The sequence below is a fragment of the Streptomyces sp. NPDC043812 genome (assembly GCF_056436245.1).
This window is the reverse complement of record NZ_JBWKCY010000022.1, coordinates 19,205-39,462: the sequence shown is the minus strand read 5'-3', so window position 1 is coordinate 39,462 and position 20,258 is coordinate 19,205. Positions and strand designations below refer to the sequence as shown.

The 20,258-nt window shown below is 70.2% G+C and carries 21 protein-coding genes; 12 read left to right on the top strand and 9 right to left on the bottom strand.

The window, feature by feature from the left end:
• Positions 1-250: 250 nt before the first annotated feature.
• Together AC067Z_RS28425 and AC067Z_RS28420 are read right to left on the bottom strand one after the other, a co-directional pair.
• Positions 251-1,450, bottom strand: coding sequence for an IS4 family transposase (locus AC067Z_RS28425; RefSeq protein ID WP_478792477.1), 1,200 nt, complete (start codon positions 1,448-1,450; stop codon positions 251-253).
• Positions 1,451-1,551: 101 nt separating this feature from the next.
• A complete protein-coding gene (locus tag AC067Z_RS28420; protein WP_478792476.1) occupies positions 1,552-2,550 on the bottom strand; it encodes a helix-turn-helix transcriptional regulator in 999 nt (332 codons plus the stop codon).
• A 100-nt stretch (positions 2,551-2,650) separates the two neighbouring features.
• Between AC067Z_RS28420 and AC067Z_RS28415 the strand changes: the two genes are divergently transcribed.
• The 4 genes from AC067Z_RS28415 to AC067Z_RS28400 all read left to right on the top strand — a co-directional run bounded on the left by AC067Z_RS28415 (position 2,651) and on the right by AC067Z_RS28400 (position 6,748).
• Positions 2,651-3,958: an ATP-grasp domain-containing protein gene (locus tag AC067Z_RS28415; protein ID WP_478792475.1), complete on the top strand. Its 1,308-nt coding sequence runs from the start codon at positions 2,651-2,653 to the stop codon at positions 3,956-3,958.
• Positions 3,955-5,271 carry an MFS transporter gene (locus AC067Z_RS28410; protein WP_478792474.1) on the top strand — a complete coding sequence of 439 codons (1,317 nt, stop codon included), beginning with the start codon at positions 3,955-3,957 and terminating at the stop codon, positions 5,269-5,271. Before AC067Z_RS28415 ends, AC067Z_RS28410 begins: the two co-directional genes overlap by 4 nt.
• Positions 5,272-5,368: 97 nt before the next feature.
• The gene (locus AC067Z_RS28405; protein WP_478792473.1) at positions 5,369-6,340 is read left to right on the top strand and encodes an NAD-dependent epimerase/dehydratase family protein; all 972 of its coding nucleotides are present in this window, start codon (positions 5,369-5,371) and stop codon (positions 6,338-6,340) included.
• A 36-nt stretch (positions 6,341-6,376) separates the two neighbouring features.
• Positions 6,377-6,748, top strand: coding sequence for a VOC family protein (locus tag AC067Z_RS28400; RefSeq protein WP_352268581.1), 372 nt, complete (start codon positions 6,377-6,379; stop codon positions 6,746-6,748).
• Between the two features lie 157 nt (positions 6,749-6,905).
• Here the strand turns inward: AC067Z_RS28400 and AC067Z_RS28395 are convergent, their stop codons facing one another.
• From AC067Z_RS28395 to AC067Z_RS28375, 5 genes are all read right to left on the bottom strand, one after another.
• Positions 6,906-7,220, bottom strand: coding sequence for a hypothetical protein (locus AC067Z_RS28395; protein WP_478792472.1), 315 nt, complete (start codon positions 7,218-7,220; stop codon positions 6,906-6,908).
• Positions 7,221-7,336: 116 nt separating this feature from the next.
• On the bottom strand, positions 7,337-8,575 hold the full coding sequence (locus tag AC067Z_RS28390) for a mannosyltransferase family protein (protein ID WP_478792471.1): 1,239 nt from the start codon (positions 8,573-8,575) through the stop codon (positions 7,337-7,339).
• 96 nt (positions 8,576-8,671) lie between these two features.
• The gene (locus AC067Z_RS28385) at positions 8,672-9,115 is read right to left on the bottom strand and encodes a hypothetical protein (protein WP_478792470.1); all 444 of its coding nucleotides are present in this window, start codon (positions 9,113-9,115) and stop codon (positions 8,672-8,674) included.
• Entirely contained in the window at positions 9,108-9,608 is a 501-nt protein-coding gene (locus tag AC067Z_RS28380; protein WP_478792554.1) for a SigE family RNA polymerase sigma factor, read from the bottom strand. Before AC067Z_RS28380 ends, AC067Z_RS28385 begins: the two co-directional genes overlap by 8 nt.
• A gap of 289 nt (positions 9,609-9,897) precedes the next feature.
• The gene (locus AC067Z_RS28375; RefSeq protein ID WP_478792469.1) at positions 9,898-10,104 is read right to left on the bottom strand and encodes a hypothetical protein; all 207 of its coding nucleotides are present in this window, start codon (positions 10,102-10,104) and stop codon (positions 9,898-9,900) included.
• Here AC067Z_RS28375 and AC067Z_RS28370 point away from each other — a divergent pair.
• The 8 genes from AC067Z_RS28370 to AC067Z_RS28335 all read left to right on the top strand — a co-directional run bounded on the left by AC067Z_RS28370 (position 10,040) and on the right by AC067Z_RS28335 (position 17,783).
• Positions 10,040-10,909 (top strand): hypothetical protein, encoded by an 870-nt coding sequence (locus AC067Z_RS28370; protein ID WP_478792557.1) that lies wholly within the window; start codon positions 10,040-10,042, stop codon positions 10,907-10,909. The genes AC067Z_RS28375 and AC067Z_RS28370 overlap by 65 nt on opposite strands.
• The gene (locus tag AC067Z_RS28365; protein ID WP_478792468.1) at positions 10,804-12,009 is read left to right on the top strand and encodes a helix-turn-helix transcriptional regulator; all 1,206 of its coding nucleotides are present in this window, start codon (positions 10,804-10,806) and stop codon (positions 12,007-12,009) included. The genes AC067Z_RS28370 and AC067Z_RS28365 overlap by 106 nt, the downstream gene beginning before the upstream one ends.
• A gap of 544 nt (positions 12,010-12,553) precedes the next feature.
• Entirely contained in the window at positions 12,554-12,907 is a 354-nt protein-coding gene (locus AC067Z_RS28360; RefSeq protein ID WP_478792467.1) for a hypothetical protein, read from the top strand.
• The gene (locus tag AC067Z_RS28355) at positions 12,904-15,018 is read left to right on the top strand and encodes a bifunctional polysaccharide deacetylase/glycosyltransferase family 2 protein (protein WP_478792466.1); all 2,115 of its coding nucleotides are present in this window, start codon (positions 12,904-12,906) and stop codon (positions 15,016-15,018) included. Before AC067Z_RS28360 ends, AC067Z_RS28355 begins: the two co-directional genes overlap by 4 nt.
• Complete coding sequence (locus AC067Z_RS28350; RefSeq protein ID WP_478792465.1) at positions 15,015-16,169, top strand: LCP family protein; 1,155 nt, start codon at positions 15,015-15,017, stop codon at positions 16,167-16,169. The genes AC067Z_RS28355 and AC067Z_RS28350 overlap by 4 nt, the downstream gene beginning before the upstream one ends.
• Positions 16,170-16,406: 237 nt before the next feature.
• A complete protein-coding gene (locus tag AC067Z_RS28345; protein ID WP_478792464.1) occupies positions 16,407-16,646 on the top strand; it encodes a hypothetical protein in 240 nt (79 codons plus the stop codon).
• A gap of 223 nt (positions 16,647-16,869) precedes the next feature.
• Entirely contained in the window at positions 16,870-17,259 is a 390-nt protein-coding gene (locus AC067Z_RS28340) for a VOC family protein (RefSeq protein ID WP_478792463.1), read from the top strand.
• Positions 17,260-17,579: 320 nt separating this feature from the next.
• The gene (locus AC067Z_RS28335) at positions 17,580-17,783 is read left to right on the top strand and encodes a cold-shock protein (RefSeq protein WP_385427059.1); all 204 of its coding nucleotides are present in this window, start codon (positions 17,580-17,582) and stop codon (positions 17,781-17,783) included.
• Between the two features lie 414 nt (positions 17,784-18,197).
• Here AC067Z_RS28335 and AC067Z_RS28330 read toward each other — a convergent pair whose 3' ends face one another.
• Together AC067Z_RS28330 and AC067Z_RS28325 are read right to left on the bottom strand one after the other, a co-directional pair.
• The gene (locus AC067Z_RS28330; RefSeq protein ID WP_478792462.1) at positions 18,198-19,238 is read right to left on the bottom strand and encodes a vWA domain-containing protein; all 1,041 of its coding nucleotides are present in this window, start codon (positions 19,236-19,238) and stop codon (positions 18,198-18,200) included.
• Between the two features lie 184 nt (positions 19,239-19,422).
• The gene (locus tag AC067Z_RS28325; protein ID WP_478792553.1) at positions 19,423-20,223 is read right to left on the bottom strand and encodes an endonuclease/exonuclease/phosphatase family protein; all 801 of its coding nucleotides are present in this window, start codon (positions 20,221-20,223) and stop codon (positions 19,423-19,425) included.
• Positions 20,224-20,258 lie beyond the last annotated feature (35 nt).

Here is a 20,258-nt window from a genome sequence, read left to right as displayed (position 1 = left end):
CCGCGGGCGCTCGTGCGCCGGGCCGTCGGCGCCGGACCTTGCGGCTGGCCGGCAGCCACTCCCGGTTCATCGCCGCGATCGATCGCCTGCACCGTCCCGCTGTCGGGTGGCGGTGAACGTACCGTCGCAGTACCCGAGCGACGGCAACGACCGCGCCGGCATCTCCTCCGACGCCGCGTACAGCCGCGCCGGCATCTGCCGTCCCGCCGTATCCAACAGCGCGTCTGCATCTGCCCGCGGCGCCCTGCTCTCAGTGTTTTGAGGAAGCTGATCCGGTCCGGTCCGGGTCGATGTCGGCGCCGGTCGCGGCCTGGCAGATCAGGGAGTTGATCGCGTAGTGGACCAGCAAGTAGGCCCAGATCTCCTGGTGGACCAGGTCCGGGCTCTTGGACCGCAGGACCTTTCCCGGACCGCGCAGGACTGCCTTGAACTGGCCGCTTGCGCCCTCTTCCTCCCATCGTTGTTGGTAGGCGGAGGCCAGTTCGGCGGCGGTCGCGGACTCCGGCTCGGTGACGGTGGTGATCAGGCGGACCGGTTCCCCGCTGTCGCGGTCGGGGACGTCGTATTCGATGACCCGCACGACGTGAGCTGCGGCTGGGTCCGGCTTCGCGCCGCTCCTCGCTTGCTGCAGCAGTTCCTCCCGCTTGTGGCCACGCAGGCGGGGATCGACCAAGGCTGACAGGTACGTACCGTCGGGCAGGACCTTCAGGACGGGCAGGGACAGTTGCGTCGGTGCCCGCCAGCACAGCGCCGCCCCGGTCTGAGCGGCAGCGCTGAACGCGGCAAAGCTGTAGAAGCGATCGGCCAGCAGCAGCCAGTCGTTCGAGATCGAGGGCAGCAGCGTGGCCGCCATCGTCTTCTCGCTCCGGTTCCACGGCCCGACCTCGGCATCGATGAAGGCGTGCGATCCGCACTCGACCACCGCCACCACCCGGGCCTTGGGGAGGGCGGAGCGGGACTGGTCGTTGCCGGCGTAGCCGAACTCGGCGGCGTTCTCGGCCGAGTCGGGCAGGTCGAGTTCGAACCCATCGATGGCCATCAGCCGCCATCCGCGCAGCTGCGCGCCCCGGGTCTCGCTGGTGGCAACGGGTTCGGCCACCCGGTAGAACGTCTCCCGCAGCACGTCGCGCCCCAACCGCTCACGTGCCTGAATGATCCCCGACGAGGTCGGCGGCTCCCAGGCCGCGTCCCACACACCGAACTGCGACAGCGCCCCGGCGACCTTCTGTGCGACCTCCTCAGCCGCGTCGTCGGAGAAGAGGCAGAGCGCCATCGTCAAATAAGCAGTCACGTACGGAGGGAGCTTCCCGCCCCGGCGTTGCTCGGCCACCCCGCATACCGCCGCGGCCTCATCCACCTTGAACCGCGGCACCGCCGCGACCAGGACTCCCAGCGACACCTGGTCCGGTCGCGCAACGAACCCACCCGAACCCACGGAACCCTGAGCCATGCGGCAACCCTAGCCTCGTGGCTGACGCGACATCGAGCACCGCACCAAACCCTCTCCCGCCCTGTACGAATCGCCGGAGTTGTTGGATGGCTCCGCGGAGTTCAGGGCTTGACGACTTCATCGGGAATCCTCTGGTCCACCTGGTGATCCAGACGAAACGGCCAGGGCTCCACCGCCGCCGTGAAGCGCGCCGCCACCGCCGCCACCGCCGCCCGGAGCTCCGGCCCGCCCTCGACGCGGAACCCGAACGGAATCCTTGCCAGCCACTCCTGCACGTACCAGGGCGGGTCGCTCGTACTGCCGACCAGCACACACCCGTCGCCCGACGCCTCCAGCCGCCCCATGGGGGGCCTGACCCACCGCGCCACTTCGGACAGGGGGGCGTCGAACACCACGCGGGTGGGGTACTCCCGGCCCGTGCCCAGGTTCTCCTCCAGCACAGCCACTGGGTCGAGGTCGTCGGGCGGGTCGAAGGCGCGGGTCGTCTGCTGGACCGCGGTGATCCGGTCGACCCGGTACGTGCGGATCGCGTTCGCGCGATGCGAGCGGCACAGGAGATACCAGCGCCTTCGGCGGACGACCACCGCCCAGGGGTCGACCTCTTGCTCCGACTCGTTCCCCGACTCGCTCCGATAGGCCACCCGCACGCTCCGTCGGACCGCGGACGCCGCGACCAGAGCGCTCGTGGTGGCCGGATCAGGCCGAGCCGAGTACGGGTCGGGCGCAGCCGACGCATGGTCGCGCAGCGTCGCCGCCTGCCGGCCGACGTTCTCCGGCAGCGCGCGGATGACCTTGCTCAGCGCACTTGCCACGAGCTCGTCGGTGTCGTCCAGCGCCGCCATGACCAGCCCCAGTGCCTCCGGTTCAGTGAAGACCACCGGCGGCAGCCTCGTCCCGCGTCCCAGCCGGTACCCGCCGTACGGGCCTCGGGTCGACTCGACCGGGATGCCCGCCTCCCGGAGGATCCCGATGTACCGGCGCGCAGCCCGTTCCGTGACACCCAGCGACGCGGCGAGCTCGTCCGCCGTCGCGCCGGGGCGGGTCTGAAGGATTTCCATGGTGCGCAGAGCCCGTGCGGTGGGGCTGAGATCGGTCGGCACACGAGCAGATTAGGTGGTCACTTCCTATACCGGAAGTGGATTGTCCGGAACCCGTCGTAGCGTGATGCGCCATCCAACCGCACGGAAGAGGGCAGTGATCGTGACAGAGGGAGCCACGTTGTCCGACGAGGTCGTACCCACCGGCCAACGGTCCTCGGCGGTCGCCACCGGACGGCCTCGCGTCCTGGTCGTCGGCGGCACGCTCAAGCACGTGCGCAAGGCCCGGGAGCTCGGCCTGGACGTGGTTCACGCCCAGTTCCCGGACGAGTACGACCGCGGCCACTGGCCCTACGTCGATCAGGCGCTGCTGCTCGACTACGGCGACATCGACCGGCTCCTGCCACTGGCCCAGGCGTTGCACGAGGCGTACCCGATCCAGGCGGCCGTGTCGCTGTTCGAGCTCGGGCTGCTGCCGACGGCGCGGATCAACGAGGCGCTCGGCCTCGGCGGCGAGTCCGTCGCCACCGTGGAACTGCTGCTGGACAAGTGGCGGATGCGCCGGCAACTGGCCGCGAAGGGCATCAGCCCGGTGGCCTCCGCGGTCGGCCGTTCCGCGCAGGACGTACGGGAGTTCGTATCGGCTCACGGGCTCCCGATCATCGTCAAGCCGATCCGCGAATCGGGCAGCCTGGGGCTGTTCTGCATCCGCGACCGAGCCGACGTGGACGTCGTCGCCGAACGGTTCCGAGCCCTCGACGACGGGCATTGGGCCGCCAGGGACCTGTCCTGTGCCGATTCCTTCGACGAGTTCCTCATGGAGGAGTTCCTGGACGGCTCGGAGATCAGCGTGGAGACCCTGACCTTCGACGGCCGGCATGTGGTCGTCGCGGTGACCGACAAGGAGTGCGGCGGCCCCAGTTTCGTCGAGATCGGACATTCGCAGCCCAGCGGCTGCTCGGCCGAGACGCTGCGCCAGGTCACGCAATTGGTGACGGACTTCCTCGACGCGGTGGGGCTGCGCAACGGTCCAGGGCACACCGAGGTCAAGCTGACCTCGCGCGGCCCGCGCATCGTCGAGTCGCACAACCGCATCGGCGGTGACCGGATCAACGAACTGGCCGAGATCGCCTACGGCATCGACATGGAGCGCTACGTGCTGGGCGCCGGTTTCGGCCTGGTGGAGCCGCTGACCACGTCGCCCGAGCCTCGGGGCGGAGCGGCCGTCCGGTTCCTCACCCCGGAGCCCGGACGAGTCGTGGAGGTGACCGGCGTCGACGCCGTGCGCGCGGACCCGGCGTTCGTCGACGTCCAGTTGGAGGTGGAGCCGGGCGACGACGTACCAGCGCTGACCTGGAACGAGGACAAGGTCGGTCACATCATCGCCCGCGGCGCCACCGCCACCGAAGCGATCGCACACGGCAGGCGGTTGGCGGCGGCGATCCACGTGCGCACCGAGCCCGTCGCGTGAGCACCGCGCCACCGGACCGGGCGAGCGTCGACGAGCCGCGATTCCGCGACGCGCTGCGCAGCCTGCCCGGCCGGGTGTGGATCATCAGTCTCGGCATCCTGGTCAACCAGGTCGGCAACTTCCTGCCCGTGTTCATCGTTCTCTACCTGACCGAACGCGGCTACTCCGCCGGTGCCGCGGGGTTGGTGCTGGGCGTGTCCGGGGTGGGCAAGGTGCTCGGCAACGCCGTCGGCGGCCACCTCGCCGACAGGATCGGCCGGCGATGGACCATCGTGCTGTCCGCGGTGACCACCGCCGGGCTGACGGCGGTCGTGCCGTTCCTCGGTCCGTTCCCGCTCATCGTCGCGGTGGTCGGTCTCATCGGCGTGATGTCGCAGATCTACCGTCCGGCTGCCGCCGCCGTGCTGGTCGACGCCGTGACGACCAACCAGCAACGGCTCGCCGCCTTCGGGGTGTTCCGGTTCGCGATGAACGTGGGCGCCGCCCTGGGCGGTGTCCTCGGCGGTGTGCTGGCCAGCACCTCCTATGTGGGGCTCTTCCTGGGCAATGCCGCCGCGTGCCTGCTGTTCGGCGTGGTCGTGGCGATGCTGCTGCGAGATGCGCCCCGGTCGCGGTCCGACCAGGACGACGCGGACACGCGGGCGGAGCGGGCGGTGGGATACCGGCAGATGCTGGCCGACCGCACCGTGGTGCGATTCCTGCTGATGACCTTGGTCGCCGAATTCGGCTACATCCAGTCCACCGTCGGCCTGCCCCTGCACGTCAGCGACGTGGGTCTGAGCCCGAGCGACTTCGGTCTCCTCATCGGGCTCAACGGTCTGTTGGTGTTGGTGCTGGAACTGCCCATCACCGGCGCGGTCTCCCGGTACCGGCCGGAGTACGTACTGGCCATCGGCAACCTGATCACCGGTGTCGGTCTCGCGCTGACCGGGTTCATGAGCAGCATGGTCCTGCTGTCGGCGACGGTGCTGATATGGACGTTCGGCGAGATGACAACGAGCACCATCTCCCAGGCCTACCTGGGAAGTCTGGCTCCGCCGCACATGGTCGGGCGCTATCAGGGGTTGCACGGCGTCGCGTACACGACCGGTACGGGCGCCGGGCCGCTCATCGGCGGCGCCGTGTACGCGTTCGGCCCATGGGCGCTGTGGGCCCTGATCGGCGCGGCCGGACTGCTGTCCGCCCAGCTCAGTCTGCCGCGCCGGCGCGGGGCGTCCACAGTGGACGAACCGGATTACCGACCAGGTGCACACGCCCCGGCTGTCCCTGCCGGGAGCGACAGACGAACAGCCTCACCCCGCTCCATGACGTAGTGCGCACCAGACAGTCCGACTTGGGCTCCGGACGCCTTGGTGCAGTCCGCCCCTGAGGCCTGTCCGGTGGATCTTCCCGGAGGTAGTGTCCACGGCCATGCACCTACTCGTTCTGGGCGGGACGTCGTTCGTGGGCCGCGCGATCGTAGAGGATGCCCTGAGCGCAGGGCACAACGTGACGGTGTTCGGCCGGGGCAAGACCGGCACCGACCTGTTCCCCGAAGTGCCCAGGTTGATCGGTGACCGGGACACCGGCGACTACGACGCGCTGAGCGAGGGCAGGTGGGACGCCGTCGTGGACGTCAGTGGCTACGTTCCGCGGCACGTCGGGCAGGTGATGGACGCGCTGGGGGACCGTGTCGGCCGGTATCTGTTCATCTCCAGCCACGCCGTGTACGAGCAGGCGGGACTCGGTCCCGGCTCCACCGAGGACGCGCCGCGCGTGCCACCCGTACGGCGAACCGAGGAGTTGGACGGCGAGACCTACGGGCGACTCAAGGTGGCCTGTGAGGACGACGTGCTGGCCCGCTACGGGCAGCGGGCCACGATCGTGCGCCCGGGCAAGGTAGCCGGGCCACACGACCCGCAGGACACCTTCACGTACTGGGTGCGCCGGGCCGCGCGCGGCGGCCGGATCGCGCTGCCCGCAGACCCCGCGCAGCCGGTGCAGATCATCGACTCGCGCGACCTGGCCCGGCTTGTCGTCCGGCTGGCGGACGATGAACGGCCTGGCGCCTACCACGCGGTGGGCCCCGCCGAACCGACCACGCTTGGCGGACTCATCGAGACGTGTGCACGCGTGGCGGGCGCCGAGGTCGATCTCGTACGCGTGTATGTCCCCGCCGACGAGTTGCCGCCCCTGTTCCCACTGTTGCGTCCGCACTGGCCTTCACAGCAGCGCAGCGCGGCGCGCGCCCGGGCCGCGGGCCTGCCGGCGACGCCGCTCGAGGTGACGGCAGCAGACGTCCTCTGCTGGGACCGCGAGCGCGGCGAGCCACCTCTGACGAAGGGCTTCACTCCCGAACACGAGCGGGAGGTTCTGGCACAGCACGACCGAGGGAAGGGCTAGGTTCTGTCCGGGCGATCACCGGGCACACTGGCCGACATGCCTGTCTCGCTGCATCACATCGTCATTGACGCCCACGACCTGCCCGCCCTGGCCCGGTTCTGGGCTGAGGTGCTGGGCTGGCGGATCCTGTCCGAGCGGGAGCGGGAGGTCGTGATCGGGCCGGACGAGACCGCGCCGGTGGGCATCTGCTTCATGCCGGTGACGGACCGTAAGGTCGTCAAGAACCGCCTGCATCTCGACCTGACGTCCGCCGCGGAGGACCGGGAGGCCGAGATCGAGCGCATCCTCGCACTCGGCGCCCGTAGGGCGGATGTTGGGCAGAGCGGCAGCGAGTCGTGGACCGTGCTGGCCGATCCGGAGGGGAACGAGTTCTGCGTAGTGCGCCCGAAGGAGACCCTCATCGGCTAGGACTTGTTCGGGCGATCACGTTCGGAGCCAGATGACGACAGCTGCTGCTGTCGCGGTGCCGAGGAAGACGTAAACCGTCGCCTTGATGTAGATACGGGTGACACCTGCGCCGAGTTCGAGCGCGAAGAGGTCGATACACGTATGCAGGTGCCTGCCCTCAGGGGTGGTCAGCTCGTCGGGGCACTCGCTGCCTTGTGTATTCCTTCGACGAGGGTCTCCGGCTCTTCTCGTCCCAGTTGTAGCGGTCCCATGCGTTGACCTGGTAGTCCAGGCTGACCTGGGGCTGTCCGTTCGTGTCGGGAACAACAGTCACCACGCCGGTGACGTTGGTCCGCGTGGAACCGACCGCGTAGTACCAGTTCCCCTGGGTCTCCTTCGGGAAGGAGTAGTCCCGGAGGTTCTGGGTTTCCGCGGGCGGCGCACTTCCTGGAGAGGTTCCGTCTCCTGCGTCGTGGGTGTGCCGCCCGGACATTTGCACCGCCTGCACCGCCTGCACCGCCTGCACCGCCTGCACCGCTGGCGAGGCGGCGACGGCGGGACGCGCAGGTTGCCCGGCGGCCGAGCGGCCGGCCCGGCGACGCGGCAGACCTAGCCGGCCCATCGTCCTGACAGGAAGGTGACGGCGAAGACCGTGCCGAGGGGGCCCACCAGGCAGAGGTACGCGGTCGCGACCCGCGGTCGGCGCAGGCTCCAGGCAGCCAGGCCGATCCACAGCGGCCACCACAGGAGGGTGGACCGCGGGAGGGACATGTACCAGTACGAGGTGCCGAGGGCCGCCAGGGTGAGCCCGACGTACACTGCCTCCGGCCAGCGCCGACGCCGCAGTTGGACGCCGCAGAGGATCAGTCCGGCGGCCATCGCGAGGAGTTCGGCCTGGAACATGAAGGCGTAGCCGGTGGTGTGCACCTTGTCGAAGGCCGCGTTCCAGGTGACGGACCAGGTCTCCCAGGGGGTGTGGAACGTGCGGTACCAGCCGCGTTCCTGGGCGTGGCTCCAGGCCAACCAGTCGCCGGTGTGCGCGTGCAGATACCAGGCGTACAGGGCTGCCGGGACGGCGGGCAGCGCCAGCCAGGGCAGTGCGCGCAGGTCGGCGCGGGCCCGGACGGCGACGAGGAAGTGCACGGCGACAGCGGCGGCGAGAAAGAGGCCGCTGACGCGCACGGTCGTGGCGAGGGCGGTCAGAGCGGCCGCGAGGGGCCAGTGGTGCCGCAGGGCGGCCAGCCAGGCGGGGAGGGCCAGCGCGAGGAAGAGCGCCTCGGTGTAGCCGGCGGCGAGGAAGACCGCGCACGGGGAGAGCAGGAAGAACAGGACGGTGCGCCGCCCGGCGCGTGCGTCGGGCAGGTACCACCGCGCGAGGCGGGCCAGGGCCAGGACGGCAACTCCGCCGGCGACGAAGGAGATCAGCAGACCCGCAGCGGTCCAGTGCGGCACGACCGTGTGCACGGCACGCAGCACCAGCGGGAATCCGGGGAAGAACGCTTCCCGGTTGTCCCCGTCCTCCTGCCCGGAGCCCGTCGGGTCGGGAAAGTAGCCGTCGCGGGCTATGTGCAGGTAGTGGTGCCAGTCCCATTGCTCGAAGGGCGCGAGAACCGCGTCGGCGTCGCGGGTGTCGGACCGCGCGGGGAACAGCCACCGGGTGCAGCAGGCGGTGACCCACAGGGAGAGCCGGGTCAGCAGGTACAGCCACAGCACCTCGCGGTCGGCAGGAGTCAGCCGGTTGGCCGCCCGCACCCGGAGCGGGACCCGGGGCTGCGGCGGGGGCTGCACGCGCGGTGCCTGTGGGCGCACGGGACGGGGGCGGCGCAACTGCGGCGGCGTCAGGGTCATAGCGGCATCTTTCGGGCATCGATGGGTGCGGCTGGGCGCGGGCGGGCGTGCGTGATCACCCGGCGGCGGGCCGTCGGGGATCGGGTGACGGCAGGGTCAGTTCGCCGTGGACGACGCTCCGGACGACGGCGGCTGAGTGGTGGCCGGATCGGTGCGCGTGCCCGACGGGCCGTCCGGCGGCGTCGTGCCCGGCGCGGTGGACGTCGGAGGCGGGGAACCCGGCGCGGTGGAGCCCGACGGTGCGAGGCTGGTCGGTCCGCCCGACGGTGCCTCGCTCGACGGTGTGGGAGAGCTGTGAGCGGGCGAAGGGCTGATCGCCGGAGGAGCGGGCACGGGGTCGCTCTGCATCAGAGCGAACGCGGCTGCGCTGCCTCCGCCGGCGAGCAGGCAGGCTCCCGCGGCGAGCGCGGCGAGGCGTCGCCGGTACGTCTGCTTCCCGCGCTCGGTGATGTGCGCGGCGGGGGCCGGGTGGGCACGGCTTTGCCCGAAGTCCCCGGCCTGTCGGAACAGGGACCGCAGCGGATCCTGGGGGTCAGACATCGGGGCCCTCCTCGATGCGGGGGTCCCGCAGGCGGTCGGCGAGTGCGGCCCGCCCGCGGAACAGGTGCGTCTTGACGGTGCTGCCGGACAGTCCTGTCTCGGCGGCGATCTGCTCGACGGTCAGGTCGCACAGGTAGTGCAGGGTCAGCGTGCGGCGCTGCTGGGCCGGCAGCTCACGCAGCGCGTCGACCAGCACCACCTGATCCGGCCCCGGCGCTTCGACATGGGGCGGCGGAGCGTCCCCGCGCTTCCAGGCGTCGGCCGTACGGCGCCGGCCCCGCCATCGGCTCACCGCCAGCCGCCAGGCCACCGTACGGATCCATGCCTCGGGGTGGCCGTCACGGTCGAGTTGCCGTCGGCGGGTCCACCCCTTGACGAACGCCTCCTGCACGACGTCCTGCGCCTCGTGCAGGTCGCCGAGCATCACGTACAACTGCCCCGTCAGGCAGGCGACCTTCTGGGCGTAGAAATCTTCGAACTCCTCGACGGTCAACACGTTCTCCCGGATCTCTTGCTTCACGGGGCATACGCCCGCCGCCGGGCGTTCGGTCGACATCGCACGCGAACAAGCGGAGTGATCGTCGTCACAGTACCGCTGGGGCGTTCGAGTGGGCCGGTGCCGGGCTGGACCCAACTCGCCGACAGGACGCCTTCGCTGGCCTCGACCCCGGCGTGCTGCTGAGGTCGTCAGGGCGCTCGGCCGACTGCCGACAGAGGCGCAGGAACAACTGCGCGTCTCGAGGCCTCAGCAACCACCCAACCGGGCGCATCACTCACCGGCATCACCTTCCCCCGGACCGGGTCCATCCGGCGGAGGAACCGGTGGCCGCCGCGCAGCGTGGTGCGCAGTTTGCGCTGCGTCGCGCGGCTGTCCCGTACGGGGTGGCGGGATCGGGCAGGCAGGACTCGTCGTAGGGGACGCGGGTGCCGGAGAACACGTCGTCACTGGAGACGCGGATCAGACGGCTGCCGAACTTCGCCGCCGCCATCGCCAGACGGACAGGACCCTCGGCCGTGGCCGCCCAGTCCGCCTTGCCGCTCGATGTGTTGACGATGACACGAGGGCTGACCGGCCTGCTGTGGAGTGCGGCCGAACTCCTGGGCATCGACGCGGCTGCCGCCGCGGAGTCCGTCCCACTGGTCGAGTTCGCCACCCGGATCCGCTTCAGCCACCCCCTCGCCCGCTCGGCCGCCTACCGCGCCGCGGCGCCGGAGGAGCGGCGCAGGGCGCACGAGGCGCTGGGCGCCGTGACCGACCCGGTCGCCGACCCCGACCGGCGGGCGTGGCATCGCGCCCAGGCCAGCGTCGGCCTGGACGAGCAGGTCGCAGCCGAGCTCGAAGCCTCCGCCACCCGCGCCCAGGAACGTGGCGGTGTCGCGGCGGCGGCGGCCTTCCTCGAACGCTCGGCCGCGCTCACGATCAGCCCGGTCCCACGCACCGAGCGGGTCATCGCCGCGGTCCAGGCCAAGCTCACGGTGGGCGACTTCGACACGGCGGCCGACCTGCTCACCACCGTCCGGACCGACGATCCGAGCCCGGCCGCCAGGGCCGAACTGCTCCGCGGCAGGCTGTCGTTCGTCCGCCGCCGGGGCGACGAAGGCCCCACGCGTATCTCCTGCGTGCCGCCGCCCGGCTGGCGGCCACCGACCCCGCCTGGTCACGGGAGTGCTGTCTGGACGCCATCGAGATGGGCCTTCTGCTCGGCGGCCTCGACCACGTGGTGGAGGCCGTCAGGAAGGCCCAGCCGTCGGGCGAGCCTGCATCCGGCGCGGCGGCGGTCCTGGCCGGCCTGATCAGCCTGGTGAGCGACGGGCATCCGGCGGCGGGGGAGATCCTCGGGCCGGTCGTCGGCGACGCCGACGACGAGGTGTGGGCCAGACGGCCGTCACTGGGCTTCATGGTGGCCACCGAGCTGTGGAACTTCGATGTCCTGTACGGCATCGCCACCCGTGCCGTCGTGGCCGGCCGCGAGTCGGGCTCCTTCCACGCGCTGCCCATCGGACTGGCCATGCAGGCCACCGCGGCCGTGCACACGGGCGACTTCGGTGCGGCGATGGAGCTGATCTCCGAGGAGGAGGCGATCGCCGACGCCACGGGCGCGGCACCGCTGGTCTACCCGCGCCTCCACCTGGCCGCGATGCGCGGGCGGCGCAAGGATGCCGTCGAACTGTTCGCGTCGGTGGATCACCGGATGAGCCTCAGCGTGCAGTGGGCGACGGCCGTGCTCAGCAACGGCCTGGCCGACTACCCGGCCGCGCTGAAGGCGGCGCAGCAGGCGGTCGCGTACGGCGCCGTCGGCACGGCGGGCCTTGCCCTGCCCGAGCTGGTCGAGGCGGCCATGCGGTGCGGCGAGACCGAGGTCGCCGCCGCGGCGCTCGCGTCCCTCCACGAGCGCACGCAGGCGGGCCGGCACGCGTGGGGTTTGGGCGTCGAGGCCTGTGCGCGAGCCCTGGTGACCGAGGACGAGTCCGCCTACCAGGAGGCGATCGGCCTGCTCGGCGACAGCGCACTGGTCGTCTACCGCGCCCGGGCACATCTGCTGTATGGGGAATGGCTGCGCCGTCAGGGCCGACGGCGTGACGCCCGGTCCGCGCTGCGGCCTGCGCACGAGTCGCTGTCCGACCTCGGTTTGGAGGCGTTCGCCGAGCGCGCCGCCGGCGAGTTGCGCGCAACGGGCGAGCAGGCCCGCAGCCGCACGTCGAAGGCATCGGACCAGCTGACGATGCAGGAGGTGCACATTGCACGCCTGGTCGCCGACGGCGCCACCTCCAAGGAGGTGGCCGCGAAGCTGTTCCTCAGCCCGCGGACGGTCGACACGCACCTGCGCAACATCTTCCGCAAGCTCGGGCTCACCTCACGCAGGCAGCTGCGGGACCTGCCCGACATTCGTTAGCCGCATGGTGGTGGCCGCGGCCTCGTGCCCGTTCATCGACTCCACGGGGCCGGGCCATCCCAGCCAGGCGGGCTTCGCCGATGCGAGGGCGGTGCTCTCGCGACGAGGCCGAGTGCCATGACGAATATCGACATGAACCCCGCAATCGCAGCGCCCGCCACCCGTCCTGGCCGGCAGCGTGACGGTCGCGCACCGTCGCGAAGAGTCAACGCACTGTGTGCCTGCGCCGGTATCCGGGTATCCCGGTATCAGGGTGTGCGGTCGGCGTGGCCGGGTGCGCCGCCGCTGTTGTCATGGGCGCGGCGTGGCGGGTGCGGTGGGGCGCGGTGAGATGGGGGTTTCGGCGCGTAGGAGTGGGGAAGACGCATCAGTCGGTTTGCCGCCGCATCCGAGGGGATGCGGCGGCGTTCCGGCCGTCCGGTATCGCCGCCCTTACGGACGGTGCCACTGCGTCCGTTCATGCGGCGTGAGGATTTTCACGCGGTTCTCACACGGGTTGAAGTGCTCGTGCAAATGAGCAATGCGCTGGTTAGACTCACCGCCCATGTATCTCACCCCCCACGGTAGGACGCAGCAGGGGCAGGTTAACCGCCCTATATTCATTGAACGTTCAGGCAAGCGCAGGAGGATACTCCGCCTCACCGCGATCGCCCTCGGCGGTGCGTGCGGGGCCTACCTGTTGTTTGCCGCAATCGTCGTCGCCGGGCTCTGGCAGCCCGCCGGGCAGCAGCCTCCCACCACCGGCGGGTCCCTTCCCGCCGCGCCGGCGCACCACGAGGCCGAGCAGGGCGTCGGCGACGGCGGAAACGGCGAAGAGGGGCGACCGGGCGCCGGGGCGGCGTCTTCGCCTCCGGGTGACAGTGCCTCGGCCCGCCCCGCAGAGGTCAACGGCGGATGAGCTCCCGGCACGCACTGCGCCGTCCCCCACGCGGGCACTGGGTGCTGTTGATGCTCATCCTCGCCGTCGTTGTGGTGAGCCTCCTCTTTGAGGGATGGACCACACACGAGGTCGATTCCGCGCGGAGCAAGCGTCCCTGCTCCGAGCCCATTCCGCCCAGCGCGGACACCGGGGAGCCCGTTCTGAGGTTCACCGGTGCCGGTGCCGGTGTCGAGACGGCCGCCATGCCTGCCCGCACGGCGGCTCTCACCTTCAACGGCGGACCGGATCCTGTCTGGACGCCCCGTCTGCTCGACCTGCTGCGGGCACACGGCGCACACGCCACGTTCTTCGTCTACGGCAAGCAGGCCACCCGCCATCCCGAGCTGGTCCGGCGTATGCGGGACGAGGGGCACGAGATCGGCTCCTACACCTACACCGGTGGCGATCTGGGGGCGGCCTCCCAGGCCCGTGCCCGTATGGAACTGGGCTTCACGCAGATGGCGTTGGCGGGTGTGACCGGTGAACACACCCGGCTGTTGCGGCTGCCGCACACCACAACGGCGGACACCCTGTGCGGCGCCGAGTGGCCGGCCGCACAGCGTGCTGCCCGTCAGGGCTACCTCGTCGTCGCCGCGGACCGTAAGAGCCGGCAGCCCGCCGAGGGCGTCGTGCGGCAGTACAGCCACACCGATCTCGGCTTCCGGGAGGCTCGGTCGTTGCTGCGCGATCCCGGGGTGGAGCGGTTCACGACTCTCTCGGCCGGCCTGGGGCAGAGCGGGTTCACCAGCCGGGCGCCGCTCGTGGAGCGGCTGAAGGGCGCAGGCCTGCTGCATGCTCAGGAGCTGGGGCGGGTCTTGTCCCGGGCGATGTCCTGGGCGCTGCTCGTGGCGGGCGCGCTCGGTCTGTTGCGGCTGGCGGTGCTCGGCTGGTTCGCGCGGGTCCATGTCCGCAGGCGCGGCAGGCTCCGGCCCGGCAGCCCGCGGCTGCGTGAGGTGACGGGTCCGGTCACGGTGCTGGTGCCCGCGCACAACGAGGAGGCGGGCATCGCCCCCACCGTGCGGTCGCTGCTCGCCTCCACCTACCGGGACCTGCATGTCATCGTCATCGACGACGGTTCGACGGACGGTACGGCGGCTGCCGTCGACCGTCTCGCCGACCCGCGGGTGACAGTGGTGCGCCAGCCCAACACCGGCAAGCCGGGGGCCCTGAACACCGGTCTGCTGCACGCTCGGGACGACATCGTGGTGATGGTGGACGCGGACACTGTGCTGGAGCCGGACGCCATCCATCACCTCGTCCAGCCGCTGGCCCACCCCGCGATCGGTGCGGTCAGCGGAAACACGAAGGTCGGCAACCGCGGGCATCTGCTGGGCAAGTGGCAGCACCTGGAGTACGTGCTCGGCTTCAATCTGGACCGGCGCATGTTCGAGGTGCTGGAGTGCATGCCCACCGTGCCGGGCGCCATCGGCGCCTTCCGCCGGGACGCCCTGATGGGCATCGGCGGCGTCAGCGACGAGACCCTCGCCGAGGACACCGACCTGACGATGGCCCTGTGGCGGGCTGGCTGGCGGGTCGTCTATGAGGAGTCCGCCGTGGCGTGGACGGAAGTGCCCAGCACACTGGGGCAGTTGTGGCGGCAGAGATACCGCTGGTGCTACGGGACGCTCCAGTCGATGTGGAAGCACCGGCGGTCCGTGGGCGAGGTCGGCACCGCCGGCCGGTTCGGGCGGCGCGGGCTGAGCTACCTGGCGTTGTTCCAGGTCGTGCTGCCGCTGTTCGCACCGGTGGTGGATGTCTTCGCGGTGTACGGCGTGTGCTTCCGCGACCCGGCCGAGGCCGTCGCCGTGTGGCTCGCCTTCCTCCTCGTGCAGTTGGTGACCGCCGGCTACGCGCTGCGGCTGGACGGCGAGCGGCTGCGTGCGCTGTGGTCGCTGCCGCTCCAGCTGTTCGTCTACCGGCAGTTGCTGTACCTGGTCGTTCTGCACTCGGTAATGACGGCGCTGCTCGGTACCCGGCTCAAGTGGCACCGTATGCACCGCACCGGCACCGCCGACCCCTACCGGCTCGACGAGCCGGCCGGGGACGAACCCGGCCTCGCCCTGCACGGTCGGAAGGGAGAGCTGCGGTGACCGAACCGCTCGAGGGCGCCGGCGGGCCGCCGCGGCCGGCCGTGCCGCGGCCGCTCGGCCAGGTGGCTTCCGCGTCGGGCGCCGTGCGACGTGCGGCGGCGTACGGATGGCGCGGTACCACGCCCCGGCGGCGTGGCCGCGGCCGTGCCCGGCCGCGTCGTGGACGCCGGGTGACACGGGCCGTGCTCGCGATGGTGATGGCACTGGTGGCGATCGCGGGCGGTACGTTCGCCTGGGCGCAGACGGAGCTGAACCAGGAGGTGGACCTCGGGGCGTACGGCGGCGGTCCGGCGGCAGGGGAAGGCACCAACTACCTGATCGTCGGGTCCGACAGCCGTGACGGTCTCTCGGACGCCGATGTGCGCGATCTGCGTGCGGGCGGCGGGGGCGGCCGCCGGACGGACTCGATCATCGTGCTGCACACCGGGGCCGACGGCACGGTGATGGTCAGCCTGCCGCGCGACTCCTGGGTGACGATCCCGGGCTTCCACAATCCTGCGACCGGCAAGCGCGTCGCGCCTGCCAAGGACAAGCTGAACGCCGCCTTCGCCTACGGCGGTCCGGAGCTGCTGGCGCACACTGTGGAGCACAACACCGGCCTGCGGATCGACCACTACGCGGAGATCGGTTTCGCCGGCTTCGTGAAGGTCGTCGACGCCCTCGGCGGCGTCCGCTTCTGTCTGGACCGGGACATCAAGGACGAGAAGTCCGGGGCGGACCTGCGTCGGGGTTGCCAGACGCTGCGCGGCCGTCAGGCACTGGCCTTCGTCCGCCAGCGCCACCAGGAGACCGAGGGCGACCTGGGGCGCTCCCGCAACCAGCAGCGGTTCCTTGCCGCCCTGGCGGACAAGGTTTCCACGTCGGGCACTCTCCTGGACCCTTCGCAGCTGTATCCGGCGCTGGACGCGGGTCTCGACACGCTGGTCGTGGACCGGGACATGGACCTGCGCCGGCTGGCGCAGATGTTCCGCTCGCTGCAGGGCCCCGGCGACAGCGTCAAGCGGGTCACCGTGCCGGTGGACGGGGTGGGGATCCCCACCTCCAAGGGCAACGTCATCCGCTGGGACGCCGACCGCGCCGCGCTGCTGTTCCGGCAGGTCCGCGAGGATCTGCCGGTCACGGTCGCCGAGGCCGGCGCCCGCGGGGACTGACGTCCGCGGCGGGGACAGCTGTGCTGTTGCATCCTCGGGACCGGCCCGGTCCCGAGGATGCAACAACCCGTTCGCGCAGGCTGGGTTCCCGAGGCCGGGGGCCGCCGACGCCGGGGACGTCGCTCAGTGGGCCGGGTCGTACTGCCCGCTGCGGCCCGTAGGCCATACAGGGGGCGTGATCAGCGAGGTCACGCCTGCTACGTGGCGGTGCCGCCGAGGCGGCTTAGGGTCCTCGTCGTGGCAGAGATCCCGGATGAACTGATCGAGCTGGAACGTTCCGCACGGGAAGAGCGGGCGAAACTCGCCGGCCTGGACGACGAGGAGGGCCAAGCGCAACGGAAGCGCTGGCGCGACGCGGCCGACAAGTTCGAGGCTGCGGTGACGAAGTACGCCGAGACGACCGGGCGGAGCCGGGACGATGTGAGGGCGGCGGCGAGGAAGGCCCTCAGGAACGCGGAAGAGGACCCGGCAGAGTAGGTTCCCCTCCCTCTCCCGCTCCTCCGCTCCTCCGAGGAAGCGCCGGAGGGCCCGGAGGGCGGGGAGCGCCATGGCGGGAATCGGGCCGGACCACCCGGCCGGGAACCCTCATTCGACCGACAAGCGAACCTCCCGGTACGACACGGCTACTTGGTGCCTGTTGTCGTACCGAGCGGCTGGCCGTGTCGGTCGAACGGGACGTCTGGGCGGGTAGCGTACGAGCATGGCGGTGTTCAGCTCTGTTCAGGTAAACCTGTGGTGCGACGACGTGGAACGCTGCGCAACGTTCTTCCGCAGCCTCGGGATGCCGGAGAAATTTCGCTTCCCATCCGACGGCGAGCCGCATCAGATCGAGGTGGAGGCTGCAGGCGTCCGGATCGGGTTCAGCTCGGCCCGCGTGGGTAGCGAGCTTTTCGGCATCGCCACGACGCCCGGGGAGAACACTGAGGTCGTGTTGTGGTGCAACGACGTTGATGGCCTGCATCAGACGGCGCTCGATGCAGGAGGCGAGCCACTGACAAGTCCGACGGACTCGCCTGACGGACGTCTTCGATATACCTGGCTGCGCGATCCTGAGGGTCACCGCGTGAAGCTCGTGCAGGAACGCAGCTGAGCGGCTGTCGTCGGTCCGGTCTTGAGGGGTGTGTCGAACGGGAGAGCTTCCTTACTCCCCGCCAGTTCCTCCTAAAAGCCGTCCGGGGACAGGACTCTGGACGTGGCGTCGAGCAGCTGCGCGGGAACCGGCCGCCACAACCTTGGTAGTTACCTTCTGGTGATCGGCCGATTCGCCGTGTAGCGTCAGCAGCGATGTCGTGGTTCGCAGTACCTGCCCACGCGAAGGCGTGGGTTTCTTGCTGTGCAGGACCTGAGGACCAGGGCGATCACCTCCGGGTCCGCGCGGTGCGGGCCCGAACTCGGCTGAGAGGCACAAGCGTGGCCAGCGGAACCGTGAAGTGGTTCAACTCCGAAAAGGGCTTCGGTTTCATCGCACAGGATGGTGGCGGTCCCGACGTCTTCGCGCACTACTCCAACATCAACTCCACCGGCTTCCGTGAGCTCCAGGAAGGCCAGGCCGTGACCTTCGACATCACGCAGGGCCAGAAGGGCCCGCAGGCGGAGAACATCACGCCCGCCTGAGCCTGCGCCCAGGCGACACCATGGCCCCCCGGAGCATGCGTTCCGGGGGGCCATGGTCCTGCGCATCACCGCCGTTGCGCAGGGTGTCAACGGCGTTGGCGCGGGGCCATGGTCGGCCACCGACCGGCTGACTCGGATCGGACGGCCAGGACTCCGCCGCGCAGCTCGTTACGCTTCGGATATGCGGACGCCGAATGGGTTCTGATCGGCTGGTGACACAGGCGGAGGGCCGACGGGATTGCACGAGCCCTGACACAGGCGCGGGGCCAGGTGCCCCGCGCCGTGCTTGCGTTTCCGCTCAGCTGGCGTCCTGCACGGCAGCGCCCGCGATCCGTCTCTCGCCGATTCTGCTGCGGGTGGGTGCCCCGGGACGACGAGGGCTGTGGGACCCGACGGGCTGGGTCAAAGGCGGCGTCAGCCCATCAGCAGTAGCCGCGTGTTCGGTACGAGTTTCCGGTTCACGCTGGTGCTCTGCACGAAGATCGTGAAGTCGTCGTTGTGGTCCGGCTTGACGCGGACCTCCACGTCCGGCAGGCCGAGCAGGGCTCGGGCCTCGGGCCCCGTGTACACCCGGTCCGTCTTCAATTCCAGCACCGCGATCTGCTTCTGCGCCTGGATCTTCTCCGACTTGCTCAGCTGGTAGAACGCACCACCGGTACGGTAGGTGTGCCCGCATTCGATGACCCAGTCCCGGATCGCCGCGGCACGAGCCACGGGGATCAGCTGGTACCCCGACGGATTCACCGGAGTGAGGCCTGCCGCCTTGAGGGTGTCCTTGTTGACCGCCTCCGCACCTATGGAGAACACCGCCCGCGATCCCCGGATGCCCTGAGCGCGGCCCACCATGAATTTCTCGGTGGCCTGCTGGATGACCTGCCCGGCCTCCTCCAGGCCCTGGGTGCTCGTGGCGTCCCAGACGGCGATGTTCTCCTTCGGGAACCCGCACTGCATGGCCTCGCGCTTGCCCATCTGGTCCGGCACAAGGACGGCCAGCGTCCAGTTGTCCTCCTGCGTCTCGATCATCCCGGCCACGGCCTCGACCAGTTCACGTGCATCCCTGGTCGGGGCATCCGGGCAGCGATGACTCGCGTTCTCCTGCCCGTCGGTGAGTACGAACGTCAGGAAGCTGTGGTCGCCGTACAGTTGAGCGGTCTGCGCCAGCTCCCGCTGTGACTTCAGTGCGGCCGCCAGCAGCGCCGTCATGCCACCGACCCGATACAGCTGCTTCAGCGACGGCATCCGCAGCACGTCCTTGTCGTAGATGACGCACTCCACCTTGTCTGCGAAGACGTACACCGTGACGCGGGTCTCCTGGTCCAGTTCCCTCGACCGGCGGGCAAGATAGGCAATCTGCTGGTCGGCGACCTCGACGACCTTGCCGCTCAGGTGCGACATGGACGAACTGGCATCCAGCACAAGAGCAACGTGATTGATGTAGTTCTGGCTTCCGGACATGGCGGCTCCCCCTTTTTCCGACTCGATGCACCTACCGTCTCACCCACCACTGACAGTCGATCCTGGCTCCCGGGCTGGATGAAGAGCCCACCCCGCCAAGGGCGCAGCCGGGACGCAGCACGAGACCCCTGGGCACCTACACAGCCGGGTCCCTCTGCGCACTGATGTGTCTGACAGACCCCACTTACGTGGGGTCCAGGTCGGCGTGCAGCAGGTGGTGGTCCGAGTACGGGCTGGGATGCACACGGTGCTCGAGCGGGACGATGCCTCGCAGGAAGACGTAGTCGAACTTGCTCTGCCAGTCGGTGGTCGGCTTGCAGGTGCCGACGGGCGAGGGGCGACACTGTGGGTCTGCATCCGCGGCCAGTGCCCACATCCGGGCGAGTTCGGGAGCGTCCGGCACCGCGTTGAAGTCGCCGAGAACGATCGCGCGCTCGTGCCGGGCGACCTCTGCGGCGAGTACGCCGATCTGGTCGGCGCGGACTGCTTCCTGACGTCGTTGGGCGAGGTGTGTGTTGAAGACCCGGAGGGGCTTGCCGCCCACCATGGTGGTGACTGCCACGTACCCGCGGTCCTCGGATCCGCCGTCGGGGTATTCCACGTTGACGCGGTCTGTCATCGGGGCCGCCGAGAGGACCGCCTGGCCGAAGGCTCCCGGACTCCACGGCCATCCCCCGCAGCGGCCCCGGTTCCGAAGAACCGTCCCGTACTCGACGTGGTAGACCAGCCCGTAAAGGCTCTCCAGATGGTCCCGGATCCTCTCGACGTCACGGACGCACGCTTCTTGCAGGCCGATGACCTGGGGCGCATATGTGGCGATCTCCGCTGCCCGGTCGACGTTGCTTTCATCGCAGGGGTTGCAGATGTTCCACGTCATGACCCGGTTCGGTACGACGTCCCTGAGGGCTTCGACGGGCAGTGACCTGGCGAAGAGGGCACCGCTCGGTGCACTGGGGCCGACGAGCATCATGCAGGCCACGACCATGGCACCCGCGAGCAACCGCGTGCCCCTTCCGAGCA

Bases quoted from the DNA above. Each gene is read 5' to 3' on its own strand.
- AC067Z_RS28400 (WP_352268581.1), top strand. From the start codon at position 6,377: ATGCCTGTCTCGCTGCATCACATCGTCATTGACGCCCACGACCTGCCC.
- AC067Z_RS28425 (WP_478792477.1), bottom strand. From the start codon at position 1,450: ATGGCTCAGGGTTCCGTGGGTTCGGGTGGGTTCGTTGCGCGACCGGAC.
- AC067Z_RS28360 (WP_478792467.1), top strand. From the start codon at position 12,554: ATGTATCTCACCCCCCACGGTAGGACGCAGCAGGGGCAGGTTAACCGC.
- AC067Z_RS28385 (WP_478792470.1), bottom strand. From the start codon at position 9,115: ATGTCTGACCCCCAGGATCCGCTGCGGTCCCTGTTCCGACAGGCCGGG.
- AC067Z_RS28355 (WP_478792466.1), top strand. From the start codon at position 12,904: ATGAGCTCCCGGCACGCACTGCGCCGTCCCCCACGCGGGCACTGGGTG.
- AC067Z_RS28395 (WP_478792472.1), bottom strand. From the start codon at position 7,220: ATGTCCGGGCGGCACACCCACGACGCAGGAGACGGAACCTCTCCAGGA.
- AC067Z_RS28365 (WP_478792468.1), top strand. From the start codon at position 10,804: ATGGGCCTTCTGCTCGGCGGCCTCGACCACGTGGTGGAGGCCGTCAGG.
- AC067Z_RS28405 (WP_478792473.1), top strand. From the start codon at position 5,369: ATGCACCTACTCGTTCTGGGCGGGACGTCGTTCGTGGGCCGCGCGATC.
- AC067Z_RS28330 (WP_478792462.1), bottom strand. From the start codon at position 19,238: ATGTCCGGAAGCCAGAACTACATCAATCACGTTGCTCTTGTGCTGGAT.
- AC067Z_RS28325 (WP_478792553.1), bottom strand. From the start codon at position 20,223: ATGGTCGTGGCCTGCATGATGCTCGTCGGCCCCAGTGCACCGAGCGGT.
- AC067Z_RS28390 (WP_478792471.1), bottom strand. From the start codon at position 8,575: ATGACCCTGACGCCGCCGCAGTTGCGCCGCCCCCGTCCCGTGCGCCCA.
- AC067Z_RS28340 (WP_478792463.1), top strand. From the start codon at position 16,870: ATGGCGGTGTTCAGCTCTGTTCAGGTAAACCTGTGGTGCGACGACGTG.
- AC067Z_RS28375 (WP_478792469.1), bottom strand. From the start codon at position 10,104: ATGGCGGCGGCGAAGTTCGGCAGCCGTCTGATCCGCGTCTCCAGTGAC.